Source organism: Bacillus sp. 2D03 (assembly GCF_003946765.1).
Classification (GTDB): domain Bacteria; phylum Bacillota; class Bacilli; order Bacillales; family Bacillaceae_G; genus Bacillus_A; species Bacillus_A cereus.
In genome coordinates, this window is the sequence record NZ_RPSJ01000010.1 from 21,345 (window position 1) to 45,654 (window position 24,310).

Below are 24,310 nucleotides of genomic sequence, written 5' to 3' on the forward strand. Positions count from 1 at the left end.
CTTTAATTATCGATGAATTCATATTCACCTAGTAACTCATCAAGCTCTTCTAGTGACATTTTATTGTAACCATAATCGGAAGCTGTTTTTTCTGATTCCGTTTGATTAATACAATGATCGATTATCATTTCAAGGTTCTCTTTATACTTTTGGTTAAAATCAGCGATTAAAAATTCAGAATATTCCCCTTCATTGAAGGTAGTGTTTATTATTAATGTATCCTCTACAATTATTGAATTAATTTCTATAGAAGCATCTCTTGCATTTTCGCCACCTATACTTTCGCCAGGTGATAGCCATGATGCAGAAAATTCTTCATCGGTCGCTTTTTTACTCATTTCTCCCAAATAATTAAATAATATAGGTGCCGTTTCATCATTTAACAAATCTTGATCCTTTTTTAGGTATTTTAAAACCCCATATCCTATTCCGTTATTAGGAATTTTTCTTAAAGCCTCTTTTACCAATTTTATACTCATAGAAATTTCTTTTTCTTTACCTAAATCAAAATATACAGGGTATATTGTAGTAAACCACCCAATAGTCCTACTAACATCTATGTTTTCAATGACTTCTTCTCTTCCATGACCTTCCATGAGAATTTTCAGCCTGTTTTCTCCTGTTAAATCTCTTACTGTTACTAACAAAGCCGCTAAAAGGATATCATTTATTTGAGTATTATATGTTTTGTTTGTTTCTCCCAATAACTTTTGAGTGTTCTCCTTATTTAGTGAAATGGTTAAGGTCTTGCTATTTTTATAATCGGTCACATCTATTTCTTCATTTTTTGCTAAAAAATCTACTTTCATTTTAGATATGTCTGCCCAATATTTTTTTTCTTTTAGAAGTTTATTACCTACCGCATAATCCATTAACTTTTCTGAAAACTCCTTAAATGAATCCGTTTTAAAACCTATATCAAGTTTTTCATTGAGATATGCTTGTTTGTATAACATTTCAAAATCTTCGAATAATATTCGCCATGATACTCCATCTATTACAAGATGATGGATAGTAATAAGCAAATGATCACCCTCATTTGTTCTAAAAATGCAAAGTTTTAACATTTTACCGTCAGTAATCGAAATTTCTTTTTGTATATTTGTTGCTAGTTGACCCACTATCTCCTGTTGATTATCTTGATTCTTAATATCATGGACATATAAATCAAAGAAATCCCCATTTAAATCACGATTATATTGAATAATTTCACCATTTTCCTCTTTATAAATCATTCGTAAAGCATCGTGTTTTTCACAAATTTTACGAAACACCTTTTCTACAATCTGTTCTTCAAATCCATTTTTTCTATACAGCATAAATGATTGATTATAGTGATTTAGCTCTTTATTATTTAATGCTTCGTTTAATACAAAATGTCTTTTCTGTATTGGCATTAAAGGAACATTTCCCTGAATTATTTCATAGTTTTTCTTTACTCTCGATTCATTTTTTACATACTTACTAAGATTTTTAATTTTCGGGTTTTCAAATAAATCTTTAATTTTGAGTTTAAGATTCACTTTCGATAGTTTAGAAACTATTTGTAACGCTTTTATAGAATCTCCACCAACCTCAAAAAAACTATCGTTAATTCCAATTTCTTTAATACCCAAGACATCCTGCCAAGCTGATACAAGATGTTCTTCCACTTCATTTCGAGGCGCTTCATAATCTGTTCCCTTAGAAAGGTCCCCCTCTTGTACAAGAGGCAATGCTTTTCTATCTATTTTTCCATTCGGTGTAAGAGGCATTTTATCTAATTGAATAAAAAATGAAGGAATCATATAATCTGGTAAATAATTTGACAAGTAGTCTCTTAATTCACTTGTAGTTAGCTCCTCTTTAGCTATTATGTATGCACATAAATAGGTAAAACCAGCATTATCTTTCCGATCAATTACTACCGCCTGATTTATATTTTGATTACCTAATAGTTTAGCTTCAATTTCTCCTATTTCTACCCTAAACCCTCGAACCTTTACTTGATTGTCTATTCTTCCTAAAAACTCAATATTTCCATCTGAAAGCCATCTTGCCAAATCTCCTGTTTTATACATTTTTTCACCAGGTATAAAGCCATTTGAAACAAACCTTTCATGAGTAAGATCTGGCTTGTTTAAGTATCCTTTTGCAAGACCTTTTCCACCAATGTACAATTCACCATACACCCCTATAGGTTGTGGTTCTAATAAAGAGTTTAAAACATAATATTTTGTGTTATTTAACGGCTTTCCTATAGGAGTATTTACCATTTGTGGTATATAATCGTACTCTTCTTCATAATAGCTAGAATCAATAGTTGCTTCTGTAACTCCATAGCTATTAATTACTCTCATATTCTCCCCATATCTTTTAACCAAATTTTTGTACTCATGTATAGGACAGCTATCAGAACCTAATATTAATAATCGTAATGTCGTGAGATCAAAATTATTTTCATATACATAATTCATAAAAGGTATAATAAGACTTGGAGTGGATTCAAAAATATTAATCTTATACTTCTTAATTGTCTTATATAATAAATCCAGTTCTAGCTTGATATGACTCGGTACTATATACATTGTCCCGCCATTTAATAAACTTCTACATAAGTCCCCTGCAAATACATCAAACGACATACTAGCCATTTGTAATAAATTTACTTCATACTTTGACAATTCATAGTGATCTCTCCAAGTGTAATGGGCATTAACCAAATTTTTATGCTCTACTAACACACCTTTAGGGTTTCCAGTTGTTCCTGATGTATATATGATATACACTAAATCATCTGGTGAATTGATATGATTCAAATTATCTTCATCGATATCATATATATCTATATGATTTATATTTACTACTTCACCGTAGGAACCATTTTTATCCGTTAGATGTTCTTGGGTAATAATAATGTCCGCATTACTATCCTCAAGCATAAATTCTATTCTCTCTGTAGGGTATTCTGGATCTATCGGCAGATATGCTCCTCCAGCTTTTAGAACCCCCAATATTCCTACAATCATTTCTACTGATCTATCCACCATTATTGCAACTATACTATTTTGTACAACACCTTTTTCTCTCAAAGTTCTAGCTAGTTTATTTGCTTTTTTATTCAATTCTTCATAGGTCAACTGCTTTTCTTCGAACACTACAGCTATATGATTTGGTGTTTTTTTAACCTGCTCTTCAAAAAGTTCGTGTATAGTACCTACTGGATATTCAACAGCAGTATTATTATACTTGTTTAATATCATTTCTCTTTCTTCTTGTGAAAGCAAATTTATTTCACTTAATTTTTGTTCAGGATTATTAACAATTTCTTTTAAGATATTAACTACATGATTTCCAATTCTTTGTATAGTTTCTTTTTTAAATAATTTTGTGCAATACTCTAAAATAAATTCTATATGATCTGTATTTTCAATTGCCGATAAACTTAAATCAAACTTTGCCGCTTTAAAATCAATGTCATACGGTTCGATTTTTAAGCCTTTTATATTCAACTCTAGATTATCTAAATTTTGAATAGAAAACATCGTATCAAACAATGCGTTTCTACTAATATCCCTTTTTAAGGCTAGCTTTTCAACTAACTCATCAAATTGATAATCTTGATTTTCATAAGCATTTAAGGTGTTTTCTTTTACTTTCTTCAAATAATCAATGAATCTACTGTCTGCTTTAGGACGATTTCTCATCACAAGAGTATTAACAAACATACCAATAGTATTTTTCAAATCATCATGTTGTCTTCCTGCAGTTGGCGAGCCAACTATAATGTCTTCTTGTCCCGTATATTTCGAAAGTAGCGTTGTATATGCTGCTAAAAGTAGCATATACATAGTAACTCCATTTTCCCTTGCAAACATTTTAAGCTTGTTTGTTAGTTCAGGATCTATTTCAAAACTTAATCTATCTCCCTCGCTACTTTGTATTTGTGGTCTTGGAAAGTCAGTTGGCATATTCAGAACTGGTATCTCATCCTCAAATACTTTAAGCCAATATTCCTCCTGTTTCTTTATATTATCACCGTTACAAAAATTTTCTTTCCATTCTGAATAGTCTTTATATTGAATTTCTAATGGCGCTAATTTTTTTTCTCCAAATATATCTGTTAACTCTTTCATCAAAATGCTCATTGATACTCCGTCTGAAATAATATGATGCATATCAAGCATCATGATATGCACATCCTGACTAACTTGTACGATTTCTACCCTTAGAAGAGGAGCTACCTCTAGATTAAAGGGTCTTATGAATCGCGCCACTCGTTCTGATACGTTCTCTTTCCCTAATTCACTATATTCAATTTTAAAATCTATTTCTTTTTCTATCTTTTGAACTGGTTCTCCATCAATCATTACAAAAGAAGTTCTTAATGCTTCATGTCTATCAATTAATGCTTTAAAGGCTTTTTCAAAAGTGTCCAATTGAAAGCGCCCCTTCATTTGTATAACAACTGGTAGATTGTAAGTAATTCCACTATCCTCTATTTGATTTAAAATATATAGCCTTTTTTGAGCCGATGAAAGATTATAAAATTGCTTTTCCTCAGCTTTCTTTATTTTTGAGTAAGTACTCGTTTCTTTCCCTTTTATATATTCGCCAATGCCTTTGATAGTAGGAAAATTAAATATTTGTTTTAATGGTATTTCAACATTTAATTCTTTGTGTATCTTTGATACCAATGAAAAAGCTTTTAGTGAATGTCCTCCAGCTTCAAAGAAATTATGATTTATTCCAATTTTCTCTATACCCAAAACGTCCTTCCACACTAAAGCCAACTTCTCTTCTACTAGATTTCGAGGTGCTTCATAATGATTTTCTATAAATTTATTGAAATCTGGTTCCGGTAATGCTTTCACATCCACTTTTCCATTAAGTGTAATCGGCAATTTTTCCATCTCTATGAAATGCAAAGGAATCATGTAACCAGGAAGCTCTTTGGCAAGCAACTCTCTCACTTTATCTATGTTCAGTTCTTCATTCAAATCATTAACTGTAATAAATGCGCAAAGATATCTGTTTCCATCTATCCCCTCTTTATCAATTACTTTAGCTTCTTTTATGTTCGATTGTCTTAATAAGTGATATTCAATTTCTTCCAGTTCAATTCTAAAACCGTGAATTTTTACCTGATTATCTATTCTACCTAAAAATTCAATATTTCCATCAGGTAGCCATCTTACTAAATCTCCAGTCCGATACACTCGTTCTCCTAAACTAAAAGCATTAGACTTGAATTTTTCTTCAGTTAATTCTTTTTTATTTTTGTATCCTCGCGCTACACCTTCTCCACCTATATATAATTCACCAGGTATTCCTATCGGCAGTAATTGAGCATTATTATCCAAAACATACAATTTATAATTGCTTAGTGGTTTACCTATAGGTACACTCATTCCCATATAATCATTGGAACTGACCTTATAATATGTTGCACAAACAGTTGTTTCTGTAGGACCATATGAATTATAAACATCGGCAATCTCAATAATATTTTTTATATATTCATACTTTAAAACATCTCCACCACTAATAAATTTCATATTTTTATTAAGTATTAAATGCTTATTTTTATCAATTTCATTGAGTAACAGTGGTGAACAGCTTACTAAAGTCACATTATATTTTTCAATATTTTTAACTAGCTCATCTATGTTCAGATCACCAATTTTTTTACTAATGATTAATTTCCCTGAATTAGCCAAAATAGGAAATGTTTCTTCCGTAAAAGCATCAAATGAAAATGAAACTACTTGTAATATAGAATCTTCTTCATTTAAAGTAATTTGTTTTGAAAATGCATAAATATAGTTAATGACATTACGATGTGTAGTCATAACCCCTTTAGGCTTTCCACTAGAACCTGACGTATATATTAAATAAGCTAAATCAGATGAATGATTTAAATTTTCTAGGTTGTCCTTATTTAAAGAACTAATTTCTTCATCATTAAATAAAATACTTGGAACTGTTCTTACTTTGAATTGTAAGTGCTCCTGAGTAACAACTAATTTTGCTTCACTATCTTTTAGCATATATTCAATTCTTTCTTCAGGATACTCAGGGTCAATTGGTAAATATGCTGCTCCAGCTTTTAAAATCGCCAATATGCCAATTATCATTTCTGGGGATTTATCCGCCATAATTCCTATTACAGTATCCGGCTTTGCACCATTTTTTCTAAGCAACCTTGCCAGTCGATTTGCTTTTTCATTTAGTTGTTTATATGTTAATTGTTCCTCTTCAAATATAACTGCAATATGATTTGGTGTTTTTAGAACCTGCTCTTCAAATACATGGTTTAAGGTCTTATTTTTAGGAAATTCGGCCATAGTATCATTAAATTTGTGTAATATGATTTCCGTTTCTTCTTCTGAAAGTAAATTTATTTCTCCTAATTTAAGCCCCGGATTATTGGTAATTTCCTTTATTACATTTACTAAATGACCTGCAAGTCTTTTGATTGTTTCTTTTTTAAATAATTTTGTACAATATTGCAAATCAAATTTCAAATGATCTGTATATTCTATCGCCGTAAGACTTAAATCAAATTTCGCCACATTAAAATCAATATCGCAAACCTCAGTGGTTACTCCATTTATATTAAACTCAAAATTATTTTGAGTTTGTATATCAAACATCGTATCAAACAATGCGCTTCTACTTGTTTCTTTTCTTAAATTTAGTTTCTCTACTAATGTATCAAATTGATATTCTTGATTCTCATAAGCATTTAATGTGTTTTCTTTTACTTGTTTTAAATAATCAATGAATTTAGTATCTGCTTTTGGATAACTTCTCATTGCAAGGGTATTGACAAACATGCCAATTGTATTTTTTAAATCATCATGTGTTCTTCCCGCAATTGGTGAACCAACTATTATGTCCTCTTGCCTTGTATATTTAGAAAGAAGCGTTTTATATACTGCTAAAAGAAGCATATACATAGTAACTCCATTTTCCTTTGCAAGAAATTTAAGTTTATTTGTTAGTTCAGAATCTATTTCAAAACCAAGCCTATCTCCCTCACTACTTTGTATTTGTGGTCTTGGAAAATCAGTTGGCATATTCAGAACTGGAATGTCACCCTCAAATACCTTGAGCCAATATTCCTCCTGCTGCTTTATGTTATCTCCTTTATAGTATTCTTTTTGCCATTCCGAATAGTCTTTATACTGAACTTTTAATGGCGCTAATTCTTTTTCTCTAACTAAATCAGCTAACTCCTTCATTAAAATGCCCATTGATACTCCATCTGAAATAATATGATGCATATCAAGCATCATGATATGCTCATTCTGATTAACACGTAAAATCTCTACCCTTAGAAGCGGCGCTATCTCTAAATCAAAAGGTCTTATAAATCGTGCCACTCGTTCTGATACGCTATCTTCTCCTAATTCACTATATTCAATTTTAAAATCTATTTCTTTTTCTATCTTTTGAACTGCTTCTCCATCAATCATTACAAAGGATGTTCTTAATGCTTCATGCCTATCAATTAGTGCCTTAAAAGCATTCTCAAAAACTTGCATTTGAAAATCGCCCACGATTTTGATAACTAAAGGAATATTATATGTCGTACCTTTAGATTCCAAATTATTTAAAATAAGCATCCTTTTTTGTGCCATTGATAAGGTATAACAATTATTTTCTGATTGTTTCGCTTTTGGAATTTCATTCTTTTTTTCTATATCTTCATTTTTTAAAGCTATAATAATTTTTTCTTTATATAACTTTATTTTTCCCTTTAATTCAGCTGTTATTAGTTCACGAGGTCCAATAATTTTTATCTTCCCTTGATTCTGATATAAGAAAATGTTTGATTTTTTCAAATCATTTATAAACCCTTTAATATCCATAACTAGAATCATTCCCTTCGCGGTGCCCATTCAATTTCTCACACTATTAGTAAATAACTAAAACAACTATCAAATTTCATATACATCTTTGAAATTCAAACCATTGGGCCTAGTTTAACTGCACAATCTATTCCTTTTTCTCTGCTGAGAAGAAGTATAGATTGTACAGTTTTCCTAGGATAAATCCCCTTTTCTTATAATTAAATCTTAAATCTCAAAACAATCAACATTATAGAAAATCTGCCTTTTTACACCTATTACTAATATCTTTTACCTCCAAAAGAAATGAATTTCATTTTAAACCGTTATACCTCTTCCTCAACATAATCATAAGAACTATTTTGACGATCATGTTCAGTTGATAGGATATAATTTGCTAAACCCATTACACTTGGATTCTCAAAGAAATTGTGAATGCTTATATCTGTATTTAAAACTTTATTAATAGCAGCAACAGCACTCATTAACTTCAGTGAATTTCCTCCTATTTCAAAGAAGTTATGAGAAATTCCAATAGATTTGATGCCTAGGATTTCTTCCCAAATTGAAATAATAGTCTCTTCTACAAAATTACTTGGTGCTACGTACTCTGCCTCAGTTGTTACATTCCCATCAGGCTTTGGTAATGACTTTCGGTCTACTTTCCCATTTGTAGTTAGCGGTAGCTTATCAAGTTGAACAAAAAATGCAGGAATCATATACTCTGGAAGCTTTTTAGTTAGATACTTTCTAATTTCTTGAATTATTAATTCATCTTTCCATGTTTCAGAAGTAAAGTAAGCGCATATATATTTTTCGCCATGAATATCATCTCTTACGATAACAATAGCTTCCTTTACTTTTTTATATTTAAGTAGCTGACTCTCTATCTCACCAAGTTCAATCCTGAAACCACGAACTTTCACTTGATGATCTATTCTACCTAAGAACTCAATATTTCCATCAGGCAACATCCTAACGAGATCCCCTGTTCGATACATTTTTTCTTCTGGTATAAATGGATTTGAGACAAACTTTTCTGCTGTCAAATCTGGTCGGTTTAAATATCCATGAGCCAATCCTGCTCCACTTAAACAAAGTTCTCCAGCTACGCCAATTGGAAGTAGTCTCTGATTTCCATCTACTATAAATGCTGAAGTATTTGCTAATGGCTTCCCAATTGGTATTGTGTCGAATTCTTCATTGATTTCATTTATACAATAATACGTAGCAAAAACAGTACTTTCTGTCGGACCGTATACATGAATCAGCTTATCTTTCCCTAAATACTCCAATGCTCGTTTTGTATGTGATACTGAAATTCTTTCACCACCAAAGAGGATTTTTCTTATATTAGATAAACACTCTATTTCTAAATCAACCAATGTATTAAATAAGGCTGTAGTTATAAACATAACACTAATTTTTTCTTCTTTTATTAACTTTGTTAGCTTACTTAAATTCAATACTGTATCTATTGATACCATCACTAATTTTGCACCATTTAACAATGCACCGTAGATGTCAAATACGGATCCATCAAAAGAATAATTTGAAAGCTGTAAAATAATATCATCTGCATCAATCTTAATATAGTTTGTGTCACGAACAACCCTTACTGCATTAGAATGTGATGTAACCACACCTTTTGGTACTCCAGTAGAGCCCGATGTATATATGATATAAGCTATGTTCTCAGAATCATTTATAGGAGCTAAATTCTCTTTACTCAATTGAAAATTCTCACTCTTATCTAAACTAACCATCTCTACATCCAATGAGGAATCATTAATGAACTTCTCCTGCGTTAATAGAATTTGAATATCACTATCTTGTATCATAAATTTAATTCTATCCTGAGGAGATTTAGGATCTATCGGCAAATAAGCTGAACCTGATTTTAAGATACCCATTATTCCAATTATCATCTCAGGGGATCTCTCAACCATAATTCCCACAATTGTATTTGCAGTAATTCCTTTATCTCGTAACCATCTAGCAACTTGATTAGACCTTTCATTTAATTCTTGATACGTCATTTTAGTGCCTTCAAATTCAACGGCAATATGATTAGGCGTTTTCTCTACCTGTTCCTCAAACAGCTGATGTATAGTCTTATCCTTCGGATAATTCGTCTTTGTATCATTAAATTTATACAATAATACATCTCGCTCTTTCTCTGGGATTATGTCTATCTCATTTAATTTCTTATCCTCATTTATAACAACTTGTTCCGTTACTTTTTTAAGATGCATTTCTATATTGTCTATTATTTCCTGTGGATAAATCTTTTCGTTATAAGTTAATTTTAATACTAACTGTTCTCCAGGAATTGCTACAATGTTGAATCCATAATTGGTTTGCTCTTCTCCCCTTATATTTTGACACATAAAACCTGTATTACTTTCTGCATGATTAAAACTACTATCATCCAGTGAATAATTTTGAAATACCATTACATGATCAATTAAATTTCTTTTTAGATCATGTAAAGATTGAATTTCAGCTAAATTTATATAGTTATATTTATTATTTTCTATTGATTCATCCTGGACATTTCTTAAAACCTCTTTAAAACTACTATCTTTTTCCAGTTTAACTCGAGTCGGAATTGTATTAATGAATAATCCTACCATCGCTTCAATTCCTTCTACTTTTGCCTCTCTTCCTGATGCGACTGTTCCAAATACAACATCTTCTATATTATTGTACCTCGCTAAAAGAATGCCCCAAATTGCCTGCAGTACGGTATTAAAAGTAACTTGATTTCTATTTGCGAGTTGAATAATGTTACGGGTCATTGCTTTTGAAAATTCTATCATTTTTTCTTTTCTTTTATACTCATTAACTTTATTCAAGATTTTAGGAACCTGTGCTTGTTCTTCATATCCATCCAAATAGCTCTTCCAATGTGCTAATCCTTCTTCTTTATCCTGTTCTTCCAGCCATCTTATATAATCACTATATGGTGTTGGCTCCGCTAAATGGCTATCTTCACCTTTCATCTTTCTTCCATAAACATCAAATAACTCACCTAATATAATCCCAAGACACCATCCATCTAACAATATGTGATGATGACTCCATACCAATTTATATGAATCCTGATTCATTTGAATTAAGCTAATTCTCATTAATGTGTCTTCACTTAAATTAAAGCCTTTTTGTTTATCATTTTGTAAATAATTCTCTATAAACTTTGTTTTCTGCTCAATGCTTTCGTCTTGAATATCATAATGTTTGAAACCTACTTTTCTATCTTGAAGTATGACGTGTCTTGGTTCCTCCACTAATTCATACTCAAATGCTGCTCTTAATATTTCGTGTCTCCTCATTATTGTATTAAATGATTTTTCTAAAATATCTACATCCACAGTCCCTTTTATATCCATTACAATTTGTTCAAAATACATACTTGAATTTTTATCTTCTAATGCGTGGAATAACATCCCTTTTTGCATATTTGCTAACGGATATATTTTCTCAATAATAAAACCATTGTATTTTTCTTTTATTTCTTCAAGTTCTTCTAATGTTATATTTATATCTCCATAATCAAAAGGTGTTTGTTCTGGTTCTACTTTATTCGCACAATGATTAATTATCATTTCAAGACTTTCTTTATATTTCTGATTTAAGTCCTTTATCATTTTTTCACTGTATTCTAATTCATTAAATGTTGTATGAATAACCAATTCACCATTTAAAACCATTGAATTCATTTCTATAGATGTATTCCTATTAATTTTCTTACCCACTGTTTCACCTATAGACCATTTCGATGCAGAGAATTCTCTCCTGTTAATATCTTGATCCAATTCACCTAAATAGTTAAATGAAATTGGTGCCTTTTCTTCATTCATAAATCCCTTATCTTTTGCTAAATGTTTTAATACCCCATAACCTATTCCTTTATTTGGTATTTTCCTCAAAGTTTCTTTAACTGTCTTTATGTTGGTCGAAAGTTCATTTTCATTCCCTATATCTAAAAGCACTGGATACATCGTCGTGAACCAGCCAACAGTCCTATTGATTTCGAAATTCTCTATTACGTCCTCTCTTCCATGCCCTTCCATATTTACTTTTAGCTTGTATTTCCCCGTCAATTCTCTGGTTCCAACTGCTAAAGCTGTTAATAAAATATCATTTATTTCTGTGTTATATGCCCTATTTGTATTTCTAAGTAAAGATGTAGTGAGTTCTTTATCTAATGTAATACTTACTGTACTACTATTTTCAAAGTTGTTTTTTGTGATTTCTTTCTTTTTAGGGATAAACTGTACATTCTCTTTTGATATACTTGTCCAATATTCCCTTTCTTTCATTAATTCCCTACTCACGCTATAAGCTTTTAACTTTGATGCAAATTCTTTATAGGAATCTGTTTTGAATCCTATTTCTAGCTTTTCACCCTTTTCTAGTTGTGAATATAAAGTCTCCAAATCTTCGAGTAGGATTCTCCATGATACTCCATCCACTACAAGGTGATGAATCGCAATCAGAAGATGATCTCCTTCATCCGATTTAAATATACAAAGCTTTACAAGTTTACCTTCTTTAATATCCATCTCTTTTTGAATATTTGTAGCAATTTCATATACCTTCTCTTCCTTATTCTCAACGCCCTTAACATCATGAATATATAAATCAAATAGGTTCTTGTCATAACCCCTATTATATTGAATTATTTCTCCCTCTTTTTCTTTATATATCATGCGTAAAGCATCATGATGTTCCATAATTTTATTAAATACTTCTTCTATCTGTTTTTCATCAAATCCATTTTCTCTAAATAGCATGAACGATTGATTAAAATGATGTATCTCTTCTTGGTTTTTCTCAAAATACCAGCTTTGTATCGGGGTTAATTCTACTTCCCCCTTTACTATTTCATGAACCTTTTGTTCTTTCTTTTCTCGTTTTATATATTTTCCAAGATTTTTAATTTTTGGATTTGCAAATAAATCTTTCATTTCTAGTTTAAGACCAATTCTAGATAATCTAGATATAATTTGGATTGCCTTAATGGAATCTCCTCCAGATACAAAGAAATTATGATTAATCCCTATATCCTCTATCCCAATAATACTTCTCCAAATTTCAACGAGCTTTTCTTCCACTTCATTTCTCGGTTCCTCATACTCTACCCCAGTATTAATACTTCCATCTGGTTCAGGAAGTGCTTTTCTGTCTACTTTCCCGTTCGTTGTCAACGGAAGTTTATCTAATTTCACAAAATATCCAGGAATCATATAATCCGGAAGTTTCTGTTCTAAATATTCTCGAATTTCCCTTGCATGTAATTCTTTTTGTGAAACGATATACGCACATAAATATTGATTACTTTCCTTATCTTCTCTAGCTATAACAATCGTTTCTTCGATATCTTGATGAGTTGACAGTTGACTTTCTATTTCTCCAAGTTCAATTCGATAACCACGTATTTTCACCTGATGATCTATCCGTCCTAAAAATTCTATATTCCCATCAGGTAACCACCTTGCAAGATCTCCAGTTCGATACATAGATTTACCGTTATTAAATGGATTTTCAATAAACCTTTCAGCTGTTAATTCTAGATTATTCAAATATCCTCTTGCTATCCCCTCACCTGATACACACAGTTCCCCAGCTACTCCAATTGGCTGAAGATTATTTCCCTTGTCTAATATATATATATTAGTGTTTAAAATTGGTTTTCCAATCGGAATTACCTTATCACCGCTTATTTGATCAAACTCAATTCTATAACTTGTGGAATCTACACAACACTCTGTAGGCCCATAAACATTTGTGATATTAGGTTTAAAATCAGCAAACTTTCCAAATAAACCTTTGATTAAATAAGGCGTTAATGCCTCTCCTCCTACAATAAATTCTTTAATTTCTAATTCTTGTTCTATTTTATTTACATAGCTAAGCATTGTTAAATGTGCCGGAGTAGCATCCGATACATGTATTTTATTTGTTGCATAATACTCAATTAAACTCATTGCATTCCAACTTACTTCCTTTGGCACAACAAATAAGGTATGCCCTAAAAGTAATGTTGCAAATATTTGTTTCACCGATGCATCAAATATAAATGGTGCTAGCAACGCGACATTAACATTAGTATTGAACCTTTTATAAATTACATCATTTAACCCATTGACTAAGTTATTTACACTATTTTGTTCTATCATTACCCCTTTAGGATTCCCTGTAGAACCTGATGTATATATTACATAAGCTAAATTTCGGGGACTATTTAATTTACTGATATTCGCTCTATTTTCTTTATATTCTAATTTATCTAATTGTATAATTTGTCCATGAAAAGATATATCGCTATGAACCTCATTCGTTACGCATAGTATCTCTATATGGCTATTACGTAACATATATTCTTTTCTTGTCCTAGGATAAGTTGGATCAATCGGTAAATAAGCTCCTCCAGCTTTTAAAATCCCCATTATACCTACTATCATTTCAATAGAGCGTTCCACCATTATTCCCGTTACTACGTCAGGACCAACTCCTTTTTCGCGAAGTATATGCGCAAGGCTATTTGCCCTTTCGTTTAGCTCTTTATATGTTATACTTTGATTTTCAAAAACAAGTGCCACATTATTAGGTGTCTTCTCTACCTGTTCTTCAAAAAGCTCTGGAAGTGTTTTTTCTTTAGCATATTTTCCTTTGGTATTATTAAATTCGTTTAATAACTTACTTTTTTCTTTCTCTGTTAATATATTTATTTCACTTAATTTCTGTTCTGGATTTTCTACTACTTCTCTTAAGACGTTTATAAAATGCTCTAAAAACCTCTCTATTGTTTCCTTTTTATAGAGAGCCGTACAGTATTCAATTTCTAATCCTAATCCGTCCTCTAACTCACTTACATGTATAGTAATATCAAACTTAACTATTTTCCTCTGATCTTCTAACATGCTAACCTTTAGTCCATCCAAATTTAATAGCATATTATCAGTGTGTTGAAATACCAGCATCGTATCAAATAGTGGATTTCGTGAAATGTCTCTTCTTACATTTACCTTTTCTACCAATTCTTCAAATTGATAATCCTGATTTTCATATGCTTTCAATGTATTTTCTTTTACTTCTTTTAAGTACTCTCTAAAAGATCTATTGCCCTTTGGATAATTTCTCATCGCAAGGGTATTCACAAACATTCCCATTACATTATTTAAATCTACATGTTTTCTTCCTGCAATTGGTGATCCTACTACTATATCCTCTTGCCCTGAATATTTAGAAAGCAAAGTCGTGTATCCTGCTAACATCAGCATATACATAGTAACTTCATTTTCTGTAGCCAACTTGTTTAACTGATTATAAGTTTCACTATTGATTTTTAAATTGATTCTATCTCCAGCAAAACTTCTTCTTTTTGGCCTTTTATAGTCCGTTGGCATATTTAGTACTGGTACTTCTTCATTGAACACATTCATCCAATACTTTTCTTGCTTTGTGATTTCTTCTTGAGTAAACAAGCCTCTTTGCCACGCAGAATAATCTTTATATTGAATGCTTAATGGAGATAATTTTTGACCATTATATAATTCAGCTAATTCCTGCATGAAAATCCCCATTGATACACCATCTGAAATGATATGATGCATATCTAATACCATCACGTGCTCATCATCTGTAACATGTATGATTTCAACCCGTAAAAGAGGAGCCTTCTCCAAATCAAACGGTTTAACAAATCCATTGATTATATCATCTAGCTTATTGGTACCCATTTCTCTATACGTCACTTGGAAATCTATGTCTTTTTCAATCTTTTGAACTGGTTCACCATCTACCATTACAAAAGAAGTTCTTAAAGCTTCATGTCTTTCGATTAATTTATGGAAAGCCTGTTCAAGCTGATGAACATCTAAATCACCTTTTATTTTCATAGCGAAAGGCATATTATAAGATACTCCGCTACCCTCTATTTTGTTTAAAATGTAGAGTCTTCTTTGGGCAGATGAAAGCGGATAATAATCTTGTTCTTCTACTTTTTTGATGGATGCATATACACTTTCTTTTGTAGAGTCAATAAATTCTCCAATCCCTTTTATAGTAGGTGCTTGGAATATTTGTCCTAAAGGTATCTCCACCATAAGTTCCTTATGGATTCTAGAAACCATCGTAGTCGCTTTCAGTGAATGGCCTCCAATTTCAAAAAAGTTGTGTTGAATTCCTATGTTTTCTATATCTAAAATATCTTGCCAAATGGATACAAGCTTTTCTTCGACTGTATTCCTTGGCGCCTCATACTCTACTACTCCTGCAACCGAGCTTTCATCAGGACTTGGTAAAGCCTTTCGATCCACTTTCCCATTTGTAGTAAGTGGTAGCTTGTCTAGCTGAACAAAAAAAGCAGGAATCATATACTCTGGTAACTCTTTTGCCAAAAACTTTCGAATTTCTTGAACCCTAGTCTCGCCCTTCGATGATTCGGAAGTAAAGTACGCACATAGATATTGATGATGACTATTATCTTCTCTTGCGATAACAACAGCTTCTTTTACTTCCTTATGTTTTAGAAGTTGACTCTCTATCTCACCCAGTTCAATCCTAAAACCACGAATTTTCACTTGATGGTCAATTCTTCCTAAAAACTCAATATTTCCATCAGGTAACATTCTCACAAGGTCTCCTGTTCGATACATTCTCTCTCCTGGAATGAACGGATTTGGAATGAATTTTTCTGCTGTGAGCTCTGGTCTATTTAAATAACCACGGGCCAAACCTTCTCCGCTGATACAAAGCTCGCCTGGCACTCCCAATGGACAAAGCCCATTAGATTCGTTTAAAATAAAGACTTTTGTATTACATATTGGTTTTCCTATCGGTATATTGTCATAAGAATTTTCTATAATAAAGCTTGTTGTTACTACTGAATTCTCTGTAGGACCATAGTTATTAACAATCTGGTAACTTTTATTTTCAAAATAATTTAGTTTATCTCCACCTGTTAATAATCTTCTTAAAGATGTATTCTCAAGCATTAAAAATTGTTCACATACTTGTGTAGGTAAAAAGCTTATTGAAATCTCTTTTTCAATAAAATATTTGTTTAATTTCGTAATATCTAATTTTAAATTATCATTTATAATATGAATCTCTGCACCCGCTATGATATAAGGAAATACTTCCCAAGCAAATGCATCAAAACTTATACTTGCATAACTAGCATTTTTATCAGTTTCACTTATTTCATTGAAGGAATTATGCCAATTACATAAGTTCACCAATGAATGATGCTCCACCATAACTCCTTTTGGCTTTCCAGTAGAACCAGATGTATAAATGACATAGACTAAATCTTTACTGCTGCTATCAATACGTAAGTTTTCGGTTCCGTATTTAAACAAATGCTCATTATGAATATTAATAATGCTAATATCATCAACTTCTGTACAATCAACTAAATTAATTAATTTATCCTGGGTCAATAATATTTCAGTTTGACTATCTTGAAGTATATATTTAATTCTATCTATAGGATATGTAGGATCAATTGGTAAATACGCACCACCAGCTTTTAAAATCCCCATAATTCCCACAATCACATCAACTGAACGTTCTAATAATATTCCTACTATTTTATCAGAACCAACACCATTTTCTCTTAACGCTCTTGCCAATTGATTAGATTTTTCATTTAACTCCCTATATGTCAATTTCTTATCTTCAAAAACAACTGCAATGCTATCTGGCGTTCGTTCTACTTGTTCTTCAAATAACTTGTGTATTAACTGGTTTTTAGAGAAATCTACATTTGTATCGTTATGTTCATACAATAAAAAGTGCTTTTCTTCTTGTGGGATCATATCTATTTTATTTACACTTATCGAAAGATTCCTTGATATTTCCCTCAGAATATTAATATAATTTTCTGTCATTCTTAATATTGTGTCTCTTTTGAATAATCCAGTACTATATTCGACATTTAACACGATCTCATCGTCATAATCTAAAATATTAAAAGTGATATCGAATTTTGCATTATCTAATTCAAATATTATTGGACTAAGATTTAAAGCACCTTGCTTCTTAGTAAATAATTTAGCGTCTTCCAATACAAACATAGTATCAAATAAAGGGTTTCTATTAGAGTCTCTTTCATAGTCTATACTGCGAACTAGTTCATCAAACTGATACTCTGAGTTTTCAAATGCTGTAATTGTATTTTCTTTTACCTGTTCCAAAATTTCTTTAAAACTTTTTGTAGCATCTATATTGTTTCTTAAAGCAATAGTATTGACGAACACACCAAAAATATTTTGTAAATCTTGATGTAACCTACCTGATGCTGCTGTTCCGACAACGATATCAGTTTTTCCAGTATATTTATGAAGTAATATATGATAAGCGCTAAGCATAAGCATATATAAAGTTGACCCTGTATCCTTAGCTACCCTTCTTATCTGTTCAGATAACTCTTTTTCTATATGAAAGTATGCATTTTCTCCTGCAAAGGTATCAATATTTTCTTTTCTATAATCATAAGGTAATTCTAATTTAGATGGCAGATGACTGTATAAATTCAGCCAATATTGCTCTTGTTTTTTTATAGCATTAGATTGATTATACGTATTATTCCATTCTACATAATCCTTGTATTGTATATTTATCTTAGGTAAATCAAGATTGTTATATAAATCGAGTATTTCATTCATAAATATTCCTTGTGATACCCCATCTGCTATTATGTGATGGAAGTTAACAACCAATATATGCTTCTCTACTCCGATTTTAATTAGTTTAGCTCTCATTAATGATGGTTTACTTAAATCAAAAGGCTTTGTTGATTCCTTACACATTTTGCTAGTTAAATCTCTTAAACCTTCATCATCTGTTACGACTATATCTAAACATTGGTATTCCAAATCAAAATCAACTTTATCATAAACCTTTTGAACTAATTCATTATCTAATACTTCAAATCCTGTTCTCAGGATTTCATGTCTATCTATAAATTTTCTAAATGCATTTTCAAGTCTATTACATTCGATTTCACCTTCGACAAGTAACGCCATAGGAATATGATATGCTCCTCTATTATTTTCCATCATAGAAAGCATGTACATTCGTTTTTGAGAAGGCGATGTAGCATAATAATCCTTTTTCGATACCCTTTCAATCATATTTCCCCTATGATTGTCTTGGCTATTTTTCAAATATTGATCTAATACCTTTATAGTGTCATTTTTAAATATTTCTCCTATAGGCACCTCTATATTCATTCTCTTTTTAATTTCAGTAACAATCGATATCGCTTTTAATGAATCTCCGCCTATTTCATAGTAATTAGTATCTATTCCTATGTTTTCTATTCCAAATACATCTTTCCATATATCTAATATTTGGGCTTGAATTTCATTTTCTGCTTCTTCACATGTAGTTGCTGCAACTTCATCTAGTTCATGATTTTTTATTAATTCCCCCAAAATACTCTTATTTACTTTCCCATTTACAGTCAATGGTATTTCATCTATTTTGAAAAATCTTGATGGAATCATATAATTCGGGAGCTGATTTTGCAAATATTGTTTTAGTTCATTTGGGTTTATGTCTTCATCTGAAACTACAAAAGCATACAGGCTTTTCATTTTATTATCGTTTGTATAGTCAATTACTACTGTTTTATTTACACCTTTATATTTGATTATACAATTTTCAATTTCCCCTAATTCTACCCTATATCCCCTTATCTTAACTTGACTGTCTTTTCTTCCTAAAAATTCGACATATCCGTCCTTTTTTAACACACCATAATCACCAGTTTTGTAAATATATCCTAATTCTTCGTGCGAAATAAATGACATCTTAGTTTTTTCAATATCATTTATATACCCACTTGCTACTCCCACTCCACCAATGTACAATTCTCCCTCTACATCTACGGGACACAATTGCTTATTTTGATTTAATACATAAATTTTCTGGTTAGCCAACGGCATTCCATATGGTATACTTTTCCAATCACCCTTAATTTCCTTAATAGGGTAATATATGGACCATATTGACCCCTCAGTTGCTCCACCTAAGCTAATAACTTCCGCATTTTTGAAAGTTTTCTTTATCTTCTGAGGAAGTTCCAGCGGTATCCAGTCCCCACTAAGCAATACAAGCCTTAGACTATCATCCTGTTCACCATCATTATATAAGTCCACTGTCAGTTCCATAATTGCTGGAACTGAGTTCCAAATTGTGATTCCTTCTTTCTTTACAACTTTTTTTAGGTTATATACATCCCTTTGATCATCTATAATTACAAGGGCCGCTCCACAGCTCAATGCACCAAAAACATCATAAACTGACAAATCAAAGCACAGTGAAGAAATCCCCATAATTTTATCATTTTCTGTCACACAGAATTTTTCGTTAATATCTATAATTGTATTTGTTGCTGCACCATGAGTTATTTGAACTCCTTTAGGTTTCCCTGTACTACCAGAAGTAAAAATAACATATGCCATATCTGTTTCATCTACTTTTATATTGACTTCATCACCAGAATATTCCCTAATATTTTCATCTTTATAGGTAGACGGTGTTATAAAGAACTTACAATTACTTTTCTTTTTTATATATTCTTTTCTTTCTTCAGGATAATCAGGATCAAGCGGTATATATGCTGCTCCAGCCTTTAAAACAGCAAACAAATTTATAATGGTATCTATACATCGCTTACCTATCACACCAATGTAATCACCTTTTCTAACTCCCTTATCCATTAAGTATCTTGCAATTTGATTCGATTTTTCATTTAGTTCTTTATAAGTTATCGAATCATCATGATGAATTACAGCTACCTTATCTGGTACTAGTTTTGCTCGATTCACAAACATTTCATGTAAAGTACACTTATCAAACTTTTTGTTTGTATCATTATAGGTTTCAATAACTTTTATGCTATTCTCACTAAGGTTAATACCTGACACTTGATCATGAAATATAACCTGATTTAATACATTTATATATTGTTCAAACATTGATTTAATAACATTAATCTCAAATAATTGTTCAACGTAATCCCATGTAATATATAAACCTCCATTTAATTCATAAACTTGGTTATCTATATAAACTTGGGATGTTCTTGTACTAAAAAATTTAATTTTTTCAAAATCTATCAAATGATTAAATGAATCATCTGAGTCCTCACTCAATACACTTGTAAATACAATAGGCATTATAGCTTGATTAACCATTCTATGTTTTTTCCCAATAGCTCTTATAAAATCCACACCATCATAATGTCTATGTTCAAGGGCTTCTAACAATGTATCCTGTACCTTCGCAGCAAATTTCCAAAATGAATCAATACTATCTTTCGCATTAATATCTAATAACATTAGAGTTGTGAAATCCCCAATGATTTTTTTTACGTCTTGATGAAACGGTATCCGATTAAAAACAGTTAAATTTACTGCAAATTGACTCTGATTACTCCAATATGCTAGGACATAAGCATATGCAGCACATAAAACCGATGTAGGGGTAAGATTTTTTTCTCTTGCTTTTTGTTTTAATTTATCCCATGTTTCACGTTCTAAAAATTCCGAACATTTATTGAATGTAGGTTTCTCAATTTCTAATGGGTTGCATTTTAAAGGCAATGCTGGTGCACTTGGGAAATTATCCAATTTATTTAACCAGTACTTCTCATCTTTTTTATATCGATTAGATTGCCTAAATTCATTGGTTGCTAAAACATAGTCTCTAAAATTATACTCCAGCTCAGGCAGCTGCAGACTTGGCTGATTGTAAAACATTTTAAATTCCTTGATTAATATTTTCATACTACTGTCATCACAAATTAGTGGATCTATATTTAAACAAAAATATTTTTGATTATTGGGTAATATAAATGCTTTTATCTCAAATAATGGCCAAGTACTTGGATCTATGATTTTAGCTATCATTTTTTGTCTTTGTTCCAATATACGTATCATTATATCTTCTTGATTTAAATTCCTTACATCTACTGTGTCTACAGAATAAAATAGTTCTCCTTCTAAGATTCTTTGTGTTCCATTTTCAAAAACTATTGTTCTTAGTATTGGATGTCTATTAATTAATTTTTGTAATGCACTATTAAACCTATCTATATTAATATCTATTTCAAATTCAACCGTTAAATTTGTAGCTGCTCCACCAATTTCAAAAGCCGGATCTCTACCTATTAAATAGGCTAATTGTATACCTGTAAGTGGGAAAGGTTCATGTAAATTCTTTAAATCTGTAGTTTTTGTAAATTGTCGGTTCTCTATAATTTCTCCCTTGTTTGTTTCGATGTAAGCACTTATTTTCTTTATTGTAGATAATTTAAACAGTTCCTTTAATGGTAAATCAACACTTAACCTGTCATTCATTTTAGATAAAAGCTCCATTGCGTTTATTGAATGCCCACCAAGAACTGCAAAACTGTCATTAATACCAACTTTATTTAGATTCAAAGTTTCCTGCCACATTAAAACGAGCTGTTTTTCAATCTCATTTCTTGGTTCCTCATATTCAACCTCGGTATTAAAACTTCGATCTGGTTCAGGTAAAGACTTTTTATCTATTTTTCCATTTGCTGTTAACGGCATTTTATCTAACTTAAGAAAATAAGTAGGAATCATATAATCAGGTAACTTTTCACCTAAAAATCTTCTTAATTCTTCAACAGTAACTTCTCCTACTAATGTTAGATATGCACAAATATAATTGCTCTTGTCCTTTTCTTCTCTTGCTACAACTACAGTTTCTTTTACATTTTGATGCTTTAATAACTGACTCTCTATCTCTCCAAGTTCAATCCTAAATCCCCGAACCTTTACTTGATGGTCAATTCTTCCTATAAATTCAATATTCCCATCAGGTAACCACCTAGCCAAATCTCCTGTGTGGTATAAACGCTCTCCTTCTGCAAATGGGTTTTTAACGAATTTCTCTAATGTTAGCTGCTCATTATTTAAGTACCCTTTAGTTAATCCATCACCAGAAATACAAAGTTCTCCAGGTTCACCAATAGGCAGTAAATTTTTCTTTTCATCTACTATGTAAACTGAAGTATTTGCTAACGGTTTACCTATAGGTAGAGTGTCAACATTCTCATCTATTTCATTTATAAAGTAATATGTGGCAAAAACAGTACTTTCCGTTGGTCCGTATACATGAATGAGTTTATCTTTCCCCAGAAATTCTAATGCTTTTCTTGCATGGGAGACTGAAATTCTTTCTCCACCAAATAATATTTTTCTTATATTGATTAAACAATCTATTTTCATATCTACAAGCGCATTAAATAAAGCAGTTGTAATAAACATCACGTTTATGTTTTCTTGCTTAATTATATTTCCAAGCTTATTTATATCCGTGACTGTATCTTTTTCTATCACTACTAATTTCGCCCCATTTAACAGCGCACCATATATATCAAAAATTGATCCATCAAAAGAATAATTCGAAAGCTGCAGAATGGTATCATTATTTTTTATTTCTATGTAATTTGTATTTCGAACGACTCTGATAGCACTATAATGCGAAATGATAACTCCCTTTGGTATTCCAGTAGAACCCGATGTATAAATAATATAAGCTGTATCATCAGAACGATTTACATGTTTCAGATTATCTGTACTTAAGTCACTTGAATCTAGCTCGTCCAAATTAATTATTTCTAAATCATATTCGATTTTCTTAATGAATTTCTCTTGAGTCAATAAAATCATGGTATGACTATCCCGTAACATATAATCAATTCTTGCTTTTGGAGTATCAGGATCAATTGGGAGGTAAGCTGCTCCAGATTTTAAAATACCCATTATTCCAATTATCATTTCAAGTGATCTATCAATCATTAATCCTATAATAGCGTCTGTATTAACACCCTTATTCCTTAACATCCTTGCTAATTGATTGGATTTCTCGTTAAGTTCCCTGTATGTGAGTTGTTTATCTTTAAACACAACTGCAATATTTTCAGGTGTTCTCTCCACTTGTTCTTCAAATAGCTGGTTTATGGTCTTATTTCTTGGATATTCGGTTTTTGTAGAATTGAATTTATTTAATATCATATCTTGCTCTGCTACTGTAATCTCATCGTAAGTTCTTATACCACCCTTGTTTATTTCACCAGAATTCTTAATAGACATGTTGGATTTCCCCTTTTTTAGTAATTATCCATTACCAAAATTATTTATTATTTTATTACTGTTAAAAATATAGAGAATGAATTAAATAAAAAATTCATCGTTCATAACAAGGTATACAATCCCCCCTATTTAGAAGTTACTAAAAGGAATTCTATAAAAGAATTTAACTTACTACGAGAAAAATTTCCTTATTTTCATGCAAAAAACATATGATAAAAATTTATCTAAAAAATTAAAATAATCAGAATTTTTTTACGATAATTAAATTAAAGACAAATATTAAACCTCATATCACAAGTTACAGATAACGCTACTACAGCACATAAT

The 24,310-nt window shown here is 31.1% G+C and carries 2 protein-coding genes; both read right to left on the reverse strand.

The window, feature by feature from the left end; genetic code table 11:
* Positions 1 to 2: 2 nt before the first annotated feature.
* Positions 3 to 7,856 (reverse strand): non-ribosomal peptide synthetase, encoded by a 7,854-nt coding sequence (locus tag EBQ15_RS21160; RefSeq protein ID WP_000351748.1) that lies wholly within the window; start codon positions 7,854 to 7,856, stop codon positions 3 to 5.
* A 305-nt stretch (positions 7,857 to 8,161) separates the two neighbouring features.
* On the reverse strand, positions 8,162 to 23,983 hold the full coding sequence (locus EBQ15_RS21165; RefSeq protein WP_125653120.1) for a non-ribosomal peptide synthetase: 15,822 nt from the start codon (positions 23,981 to 23,983) through the stop codon (positions 8,162 to 8,164).
* Positions 23,984 to 24,310 lie beyond the last annotated feature (327 nt).

Coding starts and splice junctions, on each gene's coding strand:
- EBQ15_RS21160 (WP_000351748.1), bottom strand. CDS start 7,856: ATGGATATTAAAGGGTTTATAAATGATTTGAAAAAATCAAACATTTTC.
- EBQ15_RS21165 (WP_125653120.1), bottom strand. CDS start 23,983: ATGTCTATTAAGAATTCTGGTGAAATAAACAAGGGTGGTATAAGAACT.